Below are 17084 nucleotides of genomic sequence, written 5' to 3' on the forward strand. Positions count from 1 at the left end.
GACAAATCGTCTAAGTGTTGCAGTTGAAATGCAATGAATGTAAGCGGTAGGTTAGTTTAAATTAGAAATATCGCTTGTATTGCAGGTTATCCGCAGCAGGATCAGGTTAATTTCAGGTAAGTGGCCAAACCTTTGTCCTATTTCACATTCAAGTACGAGGAGGAACGGATTAGATGAGTGATATGTTGGTAGCGCTCTATCGTTTGCCGGAGCAAGAGAGTGGACTGAGAGCACTGGAGGAATCCTCCATTGTGATTCGAAGAGCCATTGCCCCAGAAAAACAGCTTGTACTGGATTGGGTGAGGTCACATTTTAGTCAGGCTTGGGTGGATGAATGTGAGGTCGCTTTTGCGCGTCAGCCGGTGTCCTGTTATATTGCGGTTGAGCATGGGAAAATGATTGGATTTGCCTGTTACGAAGCGACATGTCGCAACTTCTTTGGACCGACAGGTGTTAGCCAGGATGCACGGGGCAAAGGTGTAGGTACGGCCTTGTTACTGGCCTGTATGCATGCGATGAAGGCGGACGGTTACGGGTATGCGATTATCGGATCAGCGGGACCTGTAGATTTCTATGCCCGGACGCTGGGTGCCGTGAAGATTGAAAATTCAACGCCGGGTATTTACGAAGGCATGCTGCGGGCAGACTAACGATAATGATGTTGTGGAAGCTGTGGAAAAGGAAGGGAGGACGATGATGAGCACAAAACAAATGTTGCACATCGGAATGATCGGTACAGGATCAATCTCGGATCTTCATATGAGGTGTTATGCCAAAAACGAGGATGCCGTCATCTATGCCATCTGCGATCTGAACGAAGAACGGGCTAAGGCTGCTGCGCAGAAGTATGATGCCCAATCCGTGTATACCGATTATCGGGAGATGCTGGAGGACCCGCATGTGGATGCCGTCAGTATCTGTACCTGGAATAATACACACGCCGAATTTGCCATTGCTGCACTGGAGGCAGGCAAGCATGTGTTGCTGGAGAAACCGGTCGCAACCAATGTGGAAGATGCGCTCCGGATTGAAGAAGCGGTGAAGAAGAGTGGACGTACGTTTATCGTTGGATTTGTGCGGCGTTATGATAACAATATGCAGATGATGCGCAGATTCATTGATGCCGGGGAGTTTGGTGAACTGTATTATGCCAAAGCCTCCATTCTGCGGCGTCACGGCAATCCAGGCGGTTGGTTTGCTGATAAAAGCCGTTCCGGCGGTGGCCCCCTGATTGATCTCGGCGTACATATTATCGACCAATGTTGGTACCTCATGGGCAGGCCGAAACCTGTTTCGGTCAGTGGTAATACGTATCGGAAGTTGGGCAATCGTGCCCATATCGAACATCTTTCTTTTTACAAAGCAGCCGACTACAGCGCAGCTGTGAATGACGTAGAAGATATGGCGAATGCACTTATTCGATTTGAAAACGGGGCTTCGCTGGCGGTGGATGTGAGCTTTACCCTGCATGCACGCGGAGATGAATCTTCGGTGAAATTATACGGCGAGCGTGGTGGGTTCGAACTGGAGCCGGAGACACTGATCGTCACGGAGAAAAATAATACCATCCTGAATATTGAACCCCAGACGGACAATACGGGTCTCCATATTCATAGTGCATTCCAGAACCAGATTGACCACTTTGTGGATTGCTGCCTGAACGGTACAGAGCCGATCAGCCCAATTGCGGATGGTGTGGCTTCCACGCGCATGTTGTGCGGAATCTACGAATCCGCTGAGAAAGGGCAGGAGATTCGTCTGGATTGAGTTCATTTTACATGGCAGTTGTCCTTCGGCATATTAAAAAGCATGCGTCTTCCGCGTGATCTGCGGTTACGCATGCTTTTTCGCATCAGGTCATTTATTCAGTGGTGAATTCTCGTATCCAGGGTCATCATAATCCGTATCCTGCAGCCTTGGAAGCACGTTCATGGTTTCAATTGCCTGCCGGGTATCCGGCGTGCCGTGGTCATACAGAAAGGTGTACAGCAAGGTCATGCCATCCGAAAACTGCTCCGTTGCCTCATCATGGTCTGCCGATTTGTAGGGTACTGGCGCCCGTTGCAATGTATAGGCATCGTCATCCTCCAGCACCTTCATCAGATCTTTCAATCGGCCTAACTGTTCGTCATCCACCAACACCTCAAAGGGTGTAGATTCGTTCTTGGTTTGCTCAATAAGATTATGTGTTACCGATACATACAGATGTTGTTTGCCGTCCTGCATATTCCAACCCCCATTCTGAAATGGAAAAAAGACGCTTCTACTGTTAATAAACAGCAAAAAGCGCCCTGAAACGAGCTATAACGGTATCCTGTTTCGTTTATTTCCCAAATCTCCCCGTTACGGGCACCTGGCGGGTGCCGGCCTCCATCAATCCTGAACACAGGGGACAGGCGGGAGGGCCTGAGGATGCCTTCTTGTTTGTTTTTGAAGAAGGTACAGCTGGCTTCTGTCTTAGCCACGCTTTACAGGTGGATGAACTGCACTTCCAGACCGCAACGGTCTCCGTACGCTCAGCATTACCTGAACCTGAAGTGTGCGACTGCGAACTGGAGGAACTCGCAGCTGTCTGACTCACACCCGGAGTGCTGAATGCCTTATGGTTGCGAATCTCCCCACTACCACGCCGTTCACCAAGGCGATCCTCGTCACGTTCGTTGTGGACCTCGTAGTCACGACGGTCATTGTGGCTGATGGCACGACGTTGTGCCACATCCCGACCTTCAGAACGGGCACCTGAGCCGGACGAGCGGGCATACTGCCCGTTGCCTTTAACATATGAAGTCTGACTGCTCGTCCGGCTCTCCTCACGAGGTTTGCGTTTGTCCGGTACTTCCATGCCGAAGGCTTCAAGCAGGAAACGGGACACATCCGCTGGTTTTCCGTGATGGCTCGCCGGTGAGGTGACATACAAGTACTGCTTGGCCCGTGTGATGGCAACGTAGGCGAGCCTGCGTTCTTCCTCCAGCGCCATGTCCAGTTCGGCATCTGTCTGCTGCATAGCAAGCGCAGCTTTCTGATCCTCGGGAATACCCTGGCGAAGTGCTGTACTGTGAGGCACAATGCCTTCACTGGCTCCAATCCAGTACACACAAGGGAACTCCAATCCTTTGGCCCGGTGGATCGTCATCAGCTGTACCGCGTCACTATCCTGCGCACGACGCAAAGATTCCATCTCACGGTGTCTGCGGGACAGCTCATCCGCGAATTGGATGAACTCTTCTACCGTTTCGAATTTTTTGACAGCAGCTTCGAATTCATCCAGAGTTTCCAGCATCGTTTCCTTATAGTGGGTGAAGATGCTGGGATCACCACTTTCCATATACTTGTCGTAGAACTGCCTGCGCATTTCCTGAATGGCGATGATGGGCTTTAGTTTGTGCAGTGATTTGATCAGCTTGATGCGTTCCTTGACCTGTTCCTGCTGGAATGGTTTCAGCTTGTCCCATTTCACCAGATGGATGAGCGGGTATTTCTTCGCCTGTTGTTGTTCACAGCGCTGAATCCACTCCAGCCCTGCATCCCGTGATACATAGAGCGGTCCCAGCGCACTTGGGAGAGCATCCATGGCACGTGGATCAAGAGACAGACGCAAATGATCCATCAGGGGTCTGATGAGAGACTGGTCATAGAACACCGGGGAAGCACCATGCTGTACAAAAGGCACATCTTTCAACACAAGCTGCTCAAATACAGCCCGGCTGCTGCTGGCTGTCCGGTGAAGAATCGCAATATCGCGATAGGTGTGTTGTCCTTCTTCAACCTGCTGGCACAGCTGGTTTACGACCCACGCTGCTTCTTCCTCCGCATTGGAGGGTGTAGCGAAGCGAGGCGCATCGCCGCGGTTTCCAGCGGCACGTAGCCGTTTGTCACGTCTGCGTTTATTGCGGGCGACCAGTTCACTTCCGAGTCCCAGAATGCGTGCATCACTACGATAATTGATATCCAGCGTCACAATGCGTGCGCCGGGGTATACTTTATCGAATTCCAAAATTGATTCCTGGCGTGCGCCATTAAAGGTATAGATCGTCTGGTCATCGTCTCCCACAACCATCAGATTGCGGTGAGCGGAAGCCAGTTTTTGCACAATTTCATACTGCAGATGGTTGGTATCCTGGAACTCATCCACCATAATGTACTGGAAACGTTTCTGAAGCGGCCCCAGAACAGCAGGATCACGAAGTAGCGCGGCTGCCCGCAGTAAAATATCATCAAAATCCATTTTGCCGCGATCCTGCTTCCAGGCTTCGTAACCAAGCAGAACACGCTTGGCATCGCGTTCTTCCTGTGATTTTTCAGGCAGATCGGTTGTTTCCGATCCTTGCATCTTCCATGCGGACAGCATAGCCAGCAGACTTTCAGGCTGGAAGGCTTCACTCATGCCATTTTGGCGAAGAAGCATCTTCAGCACCGTATGCTGGGCTCGCGACTCGCCAAAGATCTCTTCCTGCACACCGTAATGACGCAATAATGTCAGCGCAAAAGAGTGGAAGGTGCGAGCCTGTACGGCTCTCGCGGCTGCCGGGCGTATGCCTGGCAATGCGGCGATCCGGTCTTTCATCTCGGTGGCGGCTTTGTTCGTGAACGTCACCAGCAGGATACTGCCTGCATGTACGCCGCTGACCTCTATGAGGTAGCCGGCTCTTGCAGCCAGTACAGTTGTTTTGCCACAACCGGCTCCGGCGAGCGTCAGAATAGGTCCTCTGCCGTGACGGACTGCCGAGATTTGTGGTGCGTTTAACTTGATGCCTGCCTCTTCCAGCGAGCGAAAATAAAAGGCATCCTGTTGATCATTGCCCACGAGTTGCCGACTGGTCTCCAGCGGAGCAGACGGGGACTGGGGCAGGGACGCCGCCGGGGTAACCCCGAGCGGACGGGGGTAGAACGTTGAGTTCGGACTTAACATGTTTCATCCACCTCTGTATGCATTCAGGGATAGGACTATCCCGGCTAAAAGTAAACCATTTGCCCTTTTCACAATCGCATTGTAAATTGGTATGATAGAGTTAGTCGCCTAATCAGGCGGTTAAGTATGGTCAAAGCTTCATTATACCCGAACATATGGTCTTGACGAAAGCCCCCGATTTCATCCAGTATCGGTAACGGGCACCTGCACGAGATTACGCAACTTTTTGGCATGATATCGTATAAGTTATATGCCTGAGCATTTTGCATGAAAGATGTAATATGCTAATTTACTACTAAATAGAAATGATAATATTGGTTTTGACGGGACAGAGGAGGAATGGTCATGAAACTGCTTCAGCGCATCAAAGACGGAGCGAACAAAGCAACAGAGCGTGCCCAACACGCCGTTGAGATTGGGAAACTGAACAACCAGATTGTGGGCTTGCAACAGGAACAGGAAGTCCATTTTACAGATATGGGTCGCATCTTCTATGAGGGTTATCGGGCACAGGATATGACGCGTGCAGAAAAAGAGATGGTGGATCTGTCGCAGCTCTGCGACGAATTGCAGGACGAGATTGATGGTCTGCGCAACAAGATTGCACAACTTAAGAACGAACGGTTGTGCGAGTGTGGACACGTCGCTTCCCTGGATGCCAACTTCTGCCCTAAATGCGGACGCAAGTTGGGTGAACTCAAGACAGCAGCGCCTAAAGTAGCAGCAGGAGTTGCAGGAGCCACCACAGCCGCAAGACAGGAAGCAGCTGTAACTCAGACCCCAACTCCGGAGCCGGACTTCTACGATGCACCACCTGAGTTGGAACTGGAGGAAGACGAGCCATACCATACGGTCATTCCGTCCATAGCAGATCTGGAAACGGAATCGGAATATAACAGTACGGAATTTACCCAGGAAGAAAAGGAAGCGTTTGATGCGGAGTGGGAACGTCGCAGAGATGAAGAGATGCAACGGGAACGTGAGCGTCAGCAGGAACTGGACGAACGCATCCGCTACTGGAAAGAAAACAACCCGATCGTGAACACGGTGGACGTACAGACCGAAGTATCACGCGAAATGGTGAATTGTCAGATTTGTGCAGCCGAGCTGCCCAAAGGGTCGAAGTGGTGCCCGCGCTGTGGTGCCGAACAGATCTGATCTGATGCAGTAGAAGCACTGCCGCATCAGTGTGAGGCAGTGCGGGTTGCTGACAGCATGGGGGGACGGGAATATGGACCAACTGCTGCATCATTTGCGTCATCTCGGGTTTACCGAGATGGAATCTAAAATTATGGTGGAACTCGCCCGTCAGGGATCAGCCTCAGGATATGAGGTTGCGAAGCGGCTGGGCGTGTCCCGTTCCAATGTATATGCGACCCTGCAACGGCTGGAACAGCGTGGATTCTTGCGGTGTAGTCCTGGGGAACCGGCGAAGTATAGTGTGCTGAAGCCGGAGGAGATGACACGTATGATCTCCGATCAAATGCGTACCTCTCTGGATTATGTTCAGAGCAGCATGCCCAAGAGTGAACCGGAGAAGCCTGTCTTCTATAACGTCGAAGGGGACAAAAATGTGTTTGAGAATCTGAGCCGTGAATTGGCTGAGGCTCAGCATGAGATTGTCGTAGACGTTTGGCGTGAAGAGGCAGAGTTGCTGCGTAATGACTTACAGCAGGCTGAAGCTCGGGGTGTGCGGTTGTTATGGTCGTGTGATGGTGGCGAAGGCATGATCGATCAGCCTGTCCCTTGGCCGGGTTTGCCTATGTATGGTACAGGTAATGGTCGGAAATTTTCCTTGGTGGTGGATCGCCGCTGGTGCATGCTGGGCATGCGCGGTGAATCATGCGCCACACAGGCAGTAGTGACGGAGCATCCGGTAATGACCGGGCTGCTGCTGAATCATTTTGCTCAAGAGCTGGTGTTGTACGAATTGGAACAGGATATGGGGGAGGAACTGGAGTCCCGCTATGGGCACCGGTACGAAGAACTCTCTGCGCGTTATTGGTCTTCTCCTTCAGGAGAGGGTGACCAGAGCTAGACAGATCGGCGACTAATTCACCTCTGATGGAGTGAACATGCCAGCACATAGGTACCTATCTTGACGAAACGAATACGTGTGTACATAAAGCAGGCGCTGCCCGAAGGCAGACGCCTGTTTGTGCTGGTTTGAGAGATGACAGTGATGTTCGTCACAGCATCTGTTTCCAGTCAAGTCGATAGTAAAGGTATGAAGTTATGCTATTTTTGAGAAAATGAAGCTATGAACATTCGATTGAACTGGATCGGGTTGAACAGGATCGCACATGATCACTCTTTTGGCACGTGATATAGAGCTTCGAGCACATCCGTATAATAAGCTGTACCATGGGGTACAAATTCCGTTGCCCGAATCTCGCGAACGATACGTTCCGGCTCATCAGCTGCATGATCGCTGCTTGACGGGTCCTTATGACCGATGGAATGTGGCGGTGATATCAATGGCTGAGTCTGAACTCCGGTAGCTTGAATGACGTCGATCTCATTACGAAACAAAGCGAGTAGATCATCCAGCGGCACTTCATAAAGGCTATCCACCTCGCTAGGCTGCAGAACGTAGGCTTCGAGCGGCTGGTTCAGACATAAGCCATAGACGGCGCTGAATTCCCGATCTATGAATGGGACGCCACGCACCTCTCCTTGGAGCTGCTGTGTGGCCGTGAGTAGATAGGTTAGTGCCTCGAATGGAGTATAAACACCCAGTTCTTCCTCCAGTTCACGACTGGCGTCTTGCAGTTGTTCACCTGCGGTAAGATGGCCTGCTGCTGTAATGTCGTAACATCCGGGAAAGGTATCCTTAATATCACGCCGCCGCTGAAAAAGAACCTGTCGCTGCTCGCCTTCGTCACGCACAATCCAGCAGTGGAATGAACGGTGCCAATATCCCTTGGCATGGACCTCGCTGCGTAGTGAAGTGCCGATCCAATTTTGCTGATCGTCATAAATGTCGAAACGTTCTGGGGTCATGAAACGTATCTCCTTATATAGCAGATTTTAAAGTTCAAAATTTCACAAAGTATGTTTTAAACGAAAGGGGAACGATCGTATGGAATGCATTGTACACTTTCAGGTGATTTATCCGCAACCTCAGGAACGTAAAAGTCTTAGAGGACTTATATTTGTAGGGCAAGGTCAGGAACCGGCTAACAGTCAGTTAAGCAGCATGTTTAAGGATATGGGATTTAATGTACGTTTGGAAGATGAGGCCCAGTTGTTATTCAAGCCAGTGGATGCTTCGGCAAACTTTGAATATATTCGCGTGACAGAGCTTGATACTGGGGAAGAAGTTTACAAGGAAGATAAGGATCTGAAGTCGATCCTGGAGCATTTGTTGCCACGCCGCTTCTAATTCATGAGCATGGCCGCGAATGAAATTCATGGGGGAGCATATGTAATACATGTATGTTAGGCACAAAAAAAGGCCCCACCTTTACGGTGGAACCTTCAAACCTTTAAGCTACGCAACCATTGTTAATGAAGCCATATGGCTAGCTTTTCATACATAAACCCTAGCAAGTAAGAGGTTGTCCCCCCGCATCAGGATTTATCCGTAATTCAACTCGGTGCGTCTTTATAAGCTCATTGTGGTTACGCCGGTGCGCCGCTGCCTTCTGCTTCCAATTCTGAAGTACAGTGCGAGCAGCGGGTGGCCGCGGCTGGAATCTCCGATAGACAATACTTGCAAGCCTTGGTCGTTTTTTGCGGCTCGGGCTTTTTGTGTTCTTTGCTTTTGATATAGTTGATACCTTTAACAAGCATGAAAATACAAAAAGCAACGATAATAAAATCAATCATTACGTTGATGAACTGCCCGTAAGCAATTACGGTTGCGCCAGCTTCGTTGGCTTGTGCTAATGTCTTGATTTCCTGCCCGCTGGCGGTTTTCATATCCCAATCCAGATTGAAAATCTTCTGGCTGAAATCAACCCCTCCAAGCAGTTTTCCAACCGGGGGCATGATGATATCATTCACAAGGGATGTGACGATTTTACCAAAAGCAGCCCCAATAATGACACCGACCGCCAGATCGATGACGTTGCCGCGGACGGCAAATTCCTTGAATTCGTTAAGTACGCCTTTCATGTTTGCATATCTCCTTTGATCATTCAATTCAAAATATAGGCCGCGCTTCCGTTCTCATATTGTACATAAAAAATAGATTCCAATCACCCCCTGTTTGCAAATTAAGACAAGTTTCCGCAACTTCCATGAAAATACTTCTTTATTTCACGGCGTCGATTCGGTATACTTCTAACATTGTCAGTTATGTTTAACCTTTTACATTCAGGTTCGCGATCATACATTGTAACGAATCATGGAGCCAAAAAATTAAATATGCCGTTACTCGTATATGTGCAGGAATAGGCCTGCATGTCTCTACCTGATCACCGGAATGATCGGACTACGGGAAAGATGTTGCAATGTTTTGTAGGGTTGGCATGAGATCATTCTCAGACAGTTTGACTGAAGAGCAGGTTCAAGTGGCTTTTATCTGTTTCTGATTACACTGTTTGAGGTTTCTCACAGCAGGATTGAACTCCTGTCATTCTGTCCAACCAGTACACTTGCAGCATCCATACGGCTTGTCCATATACGTACAAGTCCGTCTTTCCCGTCTCCGGTTATTCCGCAGCGTGTGAAAAGGCGGGCTTTTTGCTTTTTTACCATGCGATTGGAAGAGCATGTGAGCTTCTGTGCGGAGGGCATTCAGGGGGAAGAATTACAATGCAATTGTTAAAAGACAAGGTGAGACAGGAAGGTATTGTCCTGTCCGAGCAAGTACTCAAAGTGGATTCATTCCTGAACCACCAGATGGACCCGGTTTTGATGAAGGAAGTAGGTAAAGAATTCATTCGCCGCTTTGAAGGTGAGAATATCACACGTGTGCTGACAATTGAGTCGTCAGGGATCGCACCGGGCATCATGACTGCGTTGGAGCTGAACGTGCCGCTGATCTTTGCACGGAAGCAGAAGTCGCTCACACTGACGGAAGACATTCTGGTGGAGAAGGTCTACTCCTTCACGAAGCAAGAGACCAATGAAATTACCGTTGCCAAGAAGTTCATGAAGCCTGGTGATCGCGTACTGATCATTGATGATTTTCTGGCGAATGGCGAAGCAGCATTTGGTCTGGCTCGCATTGTGGAGCAGGTTGGAGCCGAAGTGGTGGGTATCGGTATTGTTATTGAAAAAGCATTCCAGCCGGGAGGTCGCTTGCTGAAAGAAGCAGGATACCGTGTGGAATCATTGGTTCGCATCGGGGCACTGTCGGATGGACAGGTTACATTTGCGGACGAGGAGGGCACGAACTAATATGGCACGCGAACGTATTTTTCAACGGCATCGGCATCCAATCAAAACGTTCTCCCTCGGACTACAGCACGTGCTTGCTATGTATGCAGGAGCCGTCGTTGTCCCATTGATCGTTAGTAACGCATTGGGTTTTACACAGGAACAACTAACCTATCTCATTGCCATTGACTTGCTCGCATGTGGTGTGGCTACACTGCTTCAGGTATGGGGAAATAAATATTTCGGCGTAGGGCTGCCTGTCATGCTCGGTTGTGCATTCCAGGCCGTGTCCCCGATGATTCTAATCGGGATGAACAGTGGGGTATCTGCCATTTACGGAGCAATTATTGCCTCAGGGCTGTTCGTATTGATCTTCTCCGGAATCTTTGGGAAGCTTATTCGGCTCTTTCCACCCGTGGTTACGGGTTCGGTGGTTACGATCATCGGTTTAACCTTGATTCCCGTTGCTTTCCACGATCTGGGCGGCGGTCAGGGATCAGAAGATTTTGGCAGCGGAGTTAATCTCATGCTCGGTTTTGGCGTGCTGCTCTTTATCATTCTAATGACTCGTTTTACAACCGGTTTTATCCGTTCCATCTCAGTATTGATTGGTCTGCTCGTAGGTACGATTGCGGCAGGGTTTATGGGCGAGGTTAATTTTGCTCCTATTCGCGATGCAAGTTGGTTCCACGTTGTTCAGCCGTTTTACTTCGGTACACCGACATTTGAGATTGTACCGATCCTGACGATGATTCTGGTGGCGATTGTCAGCGTGGCCGAGTCCACAGGTGTATTTATGGCTCTGGGCAAAATTCTGGACAAGGACCTGTCGTCCAAGGATCTGGCGCGCGGTTATCGTGCGGAAGGTCTGGCTATTGTATTAGGTGGTATTTTCAATTCGTTCCCGTATACAACGTATTCGCAAAATGTAGGGCTGGTACAGATGACACGTGTGAAGACACGTGATGTCATTGTGGTGGCTGGTGGAATCCTGGTGCTCATTGGATTTGTACCAAAAATTGCAGCCCTCGCACAGCTCGTTCCAGGGGCAGTACTTGGCGGAGCCATGGTGGCCTTGTTTGGCATGGTGGTATCATCAGGCATTCGGATTATCGGCAGTCAGGTTGATCTGAACCGACATGAGAATCTGTTTGTCATCGCTTGTTCTGTAGGTATGGGCCTGGGTGTTACCGTTGTGCCTGAGTTGTTCGCAGGTGCACCGGCCTGGGCTCAGATTATGCTCGGTAATGGTATCATTGCAGGCAGCTTCACGGCGATCTTCATGAACCTGCTGTTTAATGGTCTTGGTACCAAGGAAACGGCTGCCAATATGGCTGAACAACAGGCAGATGCCATCCTTGGAGAGACGGGCAAGTCAGCTTAAATAGCCGAATTAGGCTAGGATTATTATCCAGCAGTATTGTTATGTTAACTGTTATAAATAGACGATTCACAAGATAAATAATGAATCAGGTTAATCATGGTGATATACAGCATGAATGGTTTATGACATACATCATTTATGCTATGAATATGAATATTCAATCCCATGAACAAGCCCTCTTTATATTTGAAACACCGAAGATACAGGCTCAACAGAGTCGTGTTTTCGGTGTTTTTTTTTATCATCAGCATGGCGTCCAATGTGCTGCTGTACAGGAACAATACAGGAACAAGACCTTATGCCGGATGTAAGAAGTTATTCACCTAATTCGATGGCAAGCCATGTTGTATGAAGGATAGACTGTTATCATGCATGGGGATATACACCAAAGAGATAAGCGATCCAATCGCTTTTTGATTACATAACAATAATTTCACTGGGAGGAACGATGAATTATCAACCTGTATTAAAACAAGATCGAATGAAGTTTCTGGATTTGTTTCGAGGGTTTTCCTTGATAGGCCTACCATTCGTAAATGTATTGGCATTGTGGGTTATGTTGAAGCCGGATACTCGTGTAGATTTTTGGATCCAACGAGCATTATATTTTTTGGTGGAGGCACGTTTTTACGATATCTTCTGTTTTTTATTTGGCCTTGGATTTTATCTTTTTCTAAGCCGGTCAGCTGCCAAAGGTCAAACCAAGCTGTTTCTCTATATCCGCAGGATGCTTATTTTATTAGCGCTGGGATATATTCATCAACAGTATCAGTCTGGAGAAGCTTTATTTCTTTATGCCATCATAGGGTTGGTTGTCATTCCGTTATATTGGGCACCTCGAACTGTGAATTTGGTGCTCGGTGTGGTGGGATTCAGTGCGGCCGCCGCGATAGGTGTCAAAATGCTAACGATTCCTTTTTTAATTATACTGGGATTGTCAGCAGGCCAATATCAACTGATGGAGAAGATCCAGAAAGGACTCCCGTATCTTGGCAGAATCTGGTTCATTTCATTCATCGCTTCTACGGTGGGGATTGGTATCATGTGGTGGGTTGCTCCTCCGGATGCGATGAGTCCGTTTCTATACGAAGTGATTGGTGCGAGCCTGCCTGTTGCTGAGCAAGCCAATATGGATGCTGCTTTTCAATTAGAACATATCGGTGTGGCAATTGGTCCGGTGGTATCCATCTTTTATCTAAGTACATTACTGAGATTGAACCAGAACATGACCTTTGCCAAAATGTTAAGTCCCCTGCATGCATTCGGACGAATGGCCCTGACCAATTATATTGCACAGACCATCATTTTGTTGGTGGTATACCAACTCATATTTGCAGATGCTGCTGTATCGTATACGGTGTCTACCCTTGTGTGCATTGGCATGGTTATTGTACAAGTCATCGCGAGTAATCTGTGGATGCGCTGGTTACAGTATGGGCCGCTGGAATGGGTATGGAGATGTGGTACTTATCTAAGTTTCATTCCGATCCGTAAAAAGCATTCTAAGCCACGTGTTCATGACACAAGGGTGAGAGGTTGACTCTTTTTCCTCGTTATAATCAAAGACGATCCACATCCGGTTGAACGGAAATGGATCGTCTTTTCTTTTTGGAACACGTCTACCTTCTGCCTGAAGTTACAGATGACGCAGCTGTTTTTCTGCAAAATCGCCAACCCACGGCAGTTTTAGCCATTTCCCCTGTAAGCTGGTAACGACCATAATAAGCCAGACCACTACACCAAGCAGGGATAACAGCGATGCCACCAGTGGTCCGAACAACGGAAGGAAAGCCGATAATACATGCCCGACCATAATGATGCCAAAGACCGTTACAGATTGCAACGCATGAAATAACACGAACCGGCTCCGCTTCTCCACAGCGAGAAAGACAATCCCACCTACAAAGGTAAACAGATAACAAAGCATACCGGCAATATTTTCATCCAGACCGCTAGACGATTTCATTGGGGACATCCGGTCCAGCCTCCTTTGACCTTTTTAACTAGGCTATGAGAGAGGTGGACAGAACTGAACTGGTTTCATCAAAGTCGCAGTTCCGAATTGAAAAATGTATAAATAAAATCAAAAAATATCATATTGTAAATTTTTCTGCAAAAATATATACTTTTTAATATGTACTTTAAATATACTTTTGAGGTAATAGTTGGTTTATTGAAATATTCAGAAACGGGGGAGGTTATGTGGTTAAATTAAGAATGGAGCCTTTTAATACGATTTGGATTAATTGTGGGACAAACAATATGTTAAGTATCCTTATGTCAGCTAATAGAATGTTGGGTTATCTTCCCGCAATATCAAGTGCACACTATGCCAAAAGGTCATTAATATCAAATATGGCATTAGAGGAACATTATACCGAATATAAAAAAAATGGTTGGTTAACTTTACAAACTCATTTTAATTTAGACAAAAATAAACTGGACGATTTACTTGCTTTTGAAACATTTTATGTGAAAGAAGATCCACTAAAAACTATCAAAGAGTTAATAAATAAAGGATATTATATTTATATGGAAGTGGATCGTTATTACTTTCCTGGTGGAGTTGAGTATCTTAAGACTCATCTATACCATCGAACGTTAATTTATGGGTATGATGACAACGACAAAAGTTTATTTTTATTAGAAGACTGTGTTAGATTGGGATACACAGATCATTATATTTTATCATATGAAGATTTTAATAAAGTAACATTAGAGGCATTCGATCACTCTGAAGGCTCGATAGAGCTATTATGTTGTAAAGTAAAAAGCGTAGTAGAGGATTTATCTGTTATAACTAGTAATGTTGAGAGTAGAATTATAAATAACCTTCAGCATTATTTAACAAATCAAATAGTAGAACACGATGATATTTATTACGATACATATGGAATAATAACAATTCTTGAATATGCTGACTCAATTCATAATATTGTTCCATTTATCGAAGACTATCCTATCCTTCAGGCTGTTTCAAAAATGCCAATTGATTTACAAAAACGAAACTTATTAACCATTTCACTTCTAGATGAATTAGGGAAATTAAATAATGATAAAACTGCAAAATTAACTTTATTATATAAAGAAATTTTGAGAGATTGGGAATTGTTTAGAAACTTGATTTATATTTACCTTGAAAAGAAGAAAAAAAATGATATTAATTTAAATTATATTGACAAAATTAAAATTTTATTAAGTGATGTTTATAAAAAAGAAAAAAAGACTTCTGAATTATTAATTAAGATATTATCTTAACTAATACATTAGACGGATTGTCAAACCAAGTGCGACAGTTCTTCTGCGAAAGATTCGTGAGCGGTCTCCAACCTAAGCATTTTCGTGGTCTGTGATTTATTAGATCCAGTGAATGGGCGAGATCATCATCATAAACCCTCGAGAGATCGGTAAAGCATTCTGAGCTTGTTCTGCCTGATAAGGATGTGATGAAGTCACCCGATCTAACTCACGACAAATCGTCGATGGATGCCTACCCAGTTCTTTCGCAATGGCTCTTGAGCTTCTACCTTGTCTGTGGAGGACTTCTAGCTTGCTACGTTCGATTATGCTAAGATGTCTGTAGCTCATGGTTGGATTCTCCTTGTGTGAATGGTGTTGTGGTGACTTCATTCTACACGAATCCGGCCATGGGCCCTTTTTTATTTATTTCCAGTAGGTGTCGCACTTCATATTACAATCCGTCATTATAATAATTAATGTCTTTGAACAGTCATATTCATCTGTCTCGCATTAGTCAAATTCGGAACGAACTGAATTCATTATCGAATCAATCACGGTATAGATGGATTCGTGGCTTAATCATTACCGTAGAATTCTAATCGTTTGCTTTCACCCGAACTTGGCGGCAACAGACGGATTTCCGTACGATCAACAGCTTCTGTTCAGATCGAATGAGAGCTGGAAACTGCGTTTACCCATGTTTTGGAGCTACTTATTCAGGAACAGTATGTGTCCTTGGAGTCCTATTTTCTATACGGAACTAGGCTTGAAACGAATGCGAATCGGTACACCTTCGTTTGGAAAAAGGCCGTCGTAAAATACAAGCCAAGCTGCAAGAAAAAGTACAAACTCTCTTTCAGGCCAGTGAAGATGCCGAAAATGAGGAAGGGGCAAACTACACAGGAATCGACTTGCCTGAACTTGGTCAAATATCAGCTCTCACTGCTGAGAGCTGGAGCAAATCGTCCAACAACTGAAGGAAAAGCTGAACGAAAAACCGAAGAGCAAAGCATTAAACAAAGCCCGGTGTCAGTTGAAGTGCACCTCTTAGAATAGACATTGGAAAAACCACTGGGTTTAACCGATGAAATTCTAGTGGGTGCATTTTTTATGGCGATAAACGTATTCGGAGAAGATATAAAAAGAGGCCATTCGTCTACATACTGTTGAGGGGTGGACTTACCGAAAGATTAATGAACATTTGGGGATTAATGACCTGGGACGAATGAAGAGTTGATTGCGAAAATACCGGGAACAGGGCGAGTTCGGACGGATGGATCAGCGAGGCCGCCGAAAAGAATACATGGATCAAGATCGCTATGTGCAAAATCTGAAACGGGAGAATTAGTTGCTAAAAAAGTGCTCGGTAGCCTGGAAGGAGGAAGCAAACAATAGAGATTTCAGATCATGGAAAAGGTAGCGGTATACGGTGAGCTCCAGAAACTCTGCCATGTGTTTGGCGTGTCCCGGAGTGGGTTTTATGCCTATGTAAAACGTAAACGAATCTATCGCGATGCAAAGGCGAAGAAACAGGTGCTTCAAACGTATTAACGATATGAAGGCAAATATGGTTATCGACAGCTCCAATTGTTCCTTTGGCAAGATTAAGGGATATGGATGAACCACAAAAAGGTGCTCCGCCTGATGCAAATGCTCGGTATTCAATCTCAAATTCGCCGTAAACGACGCTCCAGCAGCTCGTATGCACCTGCTCAGTGTGTTGCAGAGAACCGCTTGAAGCGAGACTTCAGTGCGGAAAAACCGAATCAGAAATGGGTAACGGACATTACCCAGTATCACGTGGGCGAGCGCGGGGGATATCTTTCAGCCATTAAAGGATCTGTTTAATAACGTTACGAAATGAGCGAACGCAACGACAATGAACTCGTACTTGGTACATTCACCAAAGCCTTTGCAAAGCAAAAAGACGTAACCGGACTGATTATTAATAGCGATCAGGGATTACAGTATACGTCCCATGCTTATCATGACATGCTGCCAGAGTTTGGCGACGGAAGGATTCTATCCTTATCATATCCGAACGGTTACCGAAGCACAAAGCAAAATCGAAAAATATATCCGTTTTGGGCAACAGTGTACATCGGCGGCCTACTGATAACAAATATGTCTGAGGCCGAATCTGGAGCATCTAGAAGAAACCATCGGTAGGCGACCAGAGAAGATCATTGTCGATGCAGGATATGGAAGTGAAGAAACTACAGC

Annotated in this window: 18 protein-coding genes, 1 pseudogene and 1 riboswitch; of the genes and pseudogenes, 13 read left to right on the forward strand and 6 right to left on the reverse strand. The window is 46.6% G+C overall.

Translation table 11 applies throughout. The features are described from left to right. Positions 1 to 173 precede the first annotated feature (173 nt). Together MHH25_RS03035 and MHH25_RS03040 are read left to right on the forward strand one after the other, a co-directional pair. The gene (locus MHH25_RS03035) at positions 174 to 650 is read left to right on the forward strand and encodes a GNAT family N-acetyltransferase (RefSeq protein ID WP_017690853.1); all 477 of its coding nucleotides are present in this window, start codon (positions 174 to 176) and stop codon (positions 648 to 650) included. Positions 651 to 696: 46 nt separating this feature from the next. After that, positions 697 to 1767: a Gfo/Idh/MocA family oxidoreductase gene (locus MHH25_RS03040; RefSeq protein ID WP_047840275.1), complete on the forward strand. Its 1071-nt coding sequence runs from the start codon at positions 697 to 699 to the stop codon at positions 1765 to 1767. 90 nt (positions 1768 to 1857) lie between these two features. On the opposite strand, the gene MHH25_RS03045 is transcribed toward MHH25_RS03040, so the two are convergent. Next, positions 1858 to 2226, reverse strand: a complete 369-nt coding sequence (locus MHH25_RS03045; RefSeq protein WP_036668594.1) for a hypothetical protein — start codon at positions 2224 to 2226, stop codon at positions 1858 to 1860. A gap of 97 nt (positions 2227 to 2323) precedes the next feature. After that, on the reverse strand, positions 2324 to 4909 hold the full coding sequence (locus tag MHH25_RS03050; protein WP_340019124.1) for a UvrD-helicase domain-containing protein: 2586 nt from the start codon (positions 4907 to 4909) through the stop codon (positions 2324 to 2326). A 345-nt stretch (positions 4910 to 5254) separates the two neighbouring features. Here MHH25_RS03050 and MHH25_RS03055 point away from each other — a divergent pair, with 345 nt between their 5' ends. Then, positions 5255 to 6067 carry a zinc ribbon domain-containing protein gene (locus MHH25_RS03055; RefSeq protein WP_340019125.1) on the forward strand — a complete coding sequence of 271 codons (813 nt, stop codon included), beginning with the start codon at positions 5255 to 5257 and terminating at the stop codon, positions 6065 to 6067. 73 nt (positions 6068 to 6140) lie between these two features. Next, positions 6141 to 6947, forward strand: coding sequence for a TrmB family transcriptional regulator (locus MHH25_RS03060; RefSeq protein ID WP_253505446.1), 807 nt, complete (start codon positions 6141 to 6143; stop codon positions 6945 to 6947). A 269-nt stretch (positions 6948 to 7216) separates the two neighbouring features. On the opposite strand, the gene MHH25_RS03065 is transcribed toward MHH25_RS03060, so the two are convergent. Continuing rightward, complete coding sequence (locus tag MHH25_RS03065) at positions 7217 to 7912, reverse strand: NUDIX domain-containing protein (RefSeq protein ID WP_340019126.1); 696 nt, start codon at positions 7910 to 7912, stop codon at positions 7217 to 7219. Between the two features lie 79 nt (positions 7913 to 7991). On the opposite strand from MHH25_RS03065, the gene MHH25_RS03070 reads away from it, so the two are divergent. Next, positions 7992 to 8294, forward strand: coding sequence for a hypothetical protein (locus MHH25_RS03070; RefSeq protein ID WP_017690846.1), 303 nt, complete (start codon positions 7992 to 7994; stop codon positions 8292 to 8294). Between the two features lie 239 nt (positions 8295 to 8533). On the opposite strand, the gene mscL is transcribed toward MHH25_RS03070, so the two are convergent. Continuing rightward, positions 8534 to 9028, reverse strand: coding sequence for a large conductance mechanosensitive channel protein MscL (mscL, locus tag MHH25_RS03075; protein ID WP_340019128.1), 495 nt, complete (start codon positions 9026 to 9028; stop codon positions 8534 to 8536). Positions 9029 to 9270: 242 nt separating this feature from the next. Continuing rightward, positions 9271 to 9370: riboswitch (purine riboswitch) on the forward strand. Positions 9371 to 9670: 300 nt separating this feature from the next. Here mscL and MHH25_RS03080 point away from each other — a divergent pair. The 3 genes from MHH25_RS03080 to MHH25_RS03090 all read left to right on the forward strand — a co-directional run bounded on the left by MHH25_RS03080 (position 9671) and on the right by MHH25_RS03090 (position 13161). Beyond that, complete coding sequence (locus MHH25_RS03080; protein WP_036613196.1) at positions 9671 to 10258, forward strand: xanthine phosphoribosyltransferase; 588 nt, start codon at positions 9671 to 9673, stop codon at positions 10256 to 10258. 1 nt (position 10259) lies between these two features. After that, entirely contained in the window at positions 10260 to 11621 is a 1362-nt protein-coding gene (locus tag MHH25_RS03085; RefSeq protein WP_340019130.1) for a nucleobase:cation symporter-2 family protein, read from the forward strand. A 448-nt stretch (positions 11622 to 12069) separates the two neighbouring features. After that, positions 12070 to 13161, forward strand: coding sequence for a DUF418 domain-containing protein (locus MHH25_RS03090; RefSeq protein ID WP_340019132.1), 1092 nt, complete (start codon positions 12070 to 12072; stop codon positions 13159 to 13161). 96 nt (positions 13162 to 13257) lie between these two features. Here MHH25_RS03090 and MHH25_RS03095 read toward each other — a convergent pair whose 3' ends face one another. After that, positions 13258 to 13596, reverse strand: a complete 339-nt coding sequence (locus tag MHH25_RS03095) for a membrane protein (RefSeq protein ID WP_047840268.1) — start codon at positions 13594 to 13596, stop codon at positions 13258 to 13260. Positions 13597 to 13823: 227 nt separating this feature from the next. Between MHH25_RS03095 and MHH25_RS03100 the strand changes: the two genes are divergently transcribed. Beyond that, positions 13824 to 14879 carry a hypothetical protein gene (locus MHH25_RS03100; RefSeq protein ID WP_315939141.1) on the forward strand — a complete coding sequence of 352 codons (1056 nt, stop codon included), beginning with the start codon at positions 13824 to 13826 and terminating at the stop codon, positions 14877 to 14879. Between the two features lie 198 nt (positions 14880 to 15077). Here the strand turns inward: MHH25_RS03100 and MHH25_RS03105 are convergent. After that, positions 15078 to 15209, reverse strand: a pseudogene (locus MHH25_RS03105) (helix-turn-helix domain-containing protein); the annotation flags it as partial. Positions 15210 to 15658: 449 nt separating this feature from the next. Between MHH25_RS03105 and MHH25_RS03110 the strand changes: the two are divergent. The 4 genes from MHH25_RS03110 (at position 15659) to MHH25_RS03125 (ending at position 17030) form a co-directional block, all read left to right on the forward strand. Next, entirely contained in the window at positions 15659 to 15838 is a 180-nt protein-coding gene (locus tag MHH25_RS03110; protein ID WP_340019133.1) for a hypothetical protein, read from the forward strand. Positions 15839 to 16268: 430 nt separating this feature from the next. Further along, positions 16269 to 16412 carry a hypothetical protein gene (locus MHH25_RS03115; RefSeq protein WP_340019135.1) on the forward strand — a complete coding sequence of 48 codons (144 nt, stop codon included), beginning with the start codon at positions 16269 to 16271 and terminating at the stop codon, positions 16410 to 16412. 66 nt (positions 16413 to 16478) lie between these two features. Continuing rightward, on the forward strand, positions 16479 to 16709 hold the full coding sequence (locus MHH25_RS03120; RefSeq protein WP_340019137.1) for a hypothetical protein: 231 nt from the start codon (positions 16479 to 16481) through the stop codon (positions 16707 to 16709). Positions 16710 to 16721: 12 nt separating this feature from the next. Next, positions 16722 to 17030, forward strand: coding sequence for a hypothetical protein (locus MHH25_RS03125; RefSeq protein ID WP_340019139.1), 309 nt, complete (start codon positions 16722 to 16724; stop codon positions 17028 to 17030). The last annotated feature ends 54 nt before the right edge of the window (positions 17031 to 17084 follow it).

The organism is Paenibacillus sp. FSL H3-0457, assembly GCF_037981725.1.
Lineage (GTDB): Bacteria > Bacillota > Bacilli > Paenibacillales > Paenibacillaceae > Paenibacillus > Paenibacillus amylolyticus.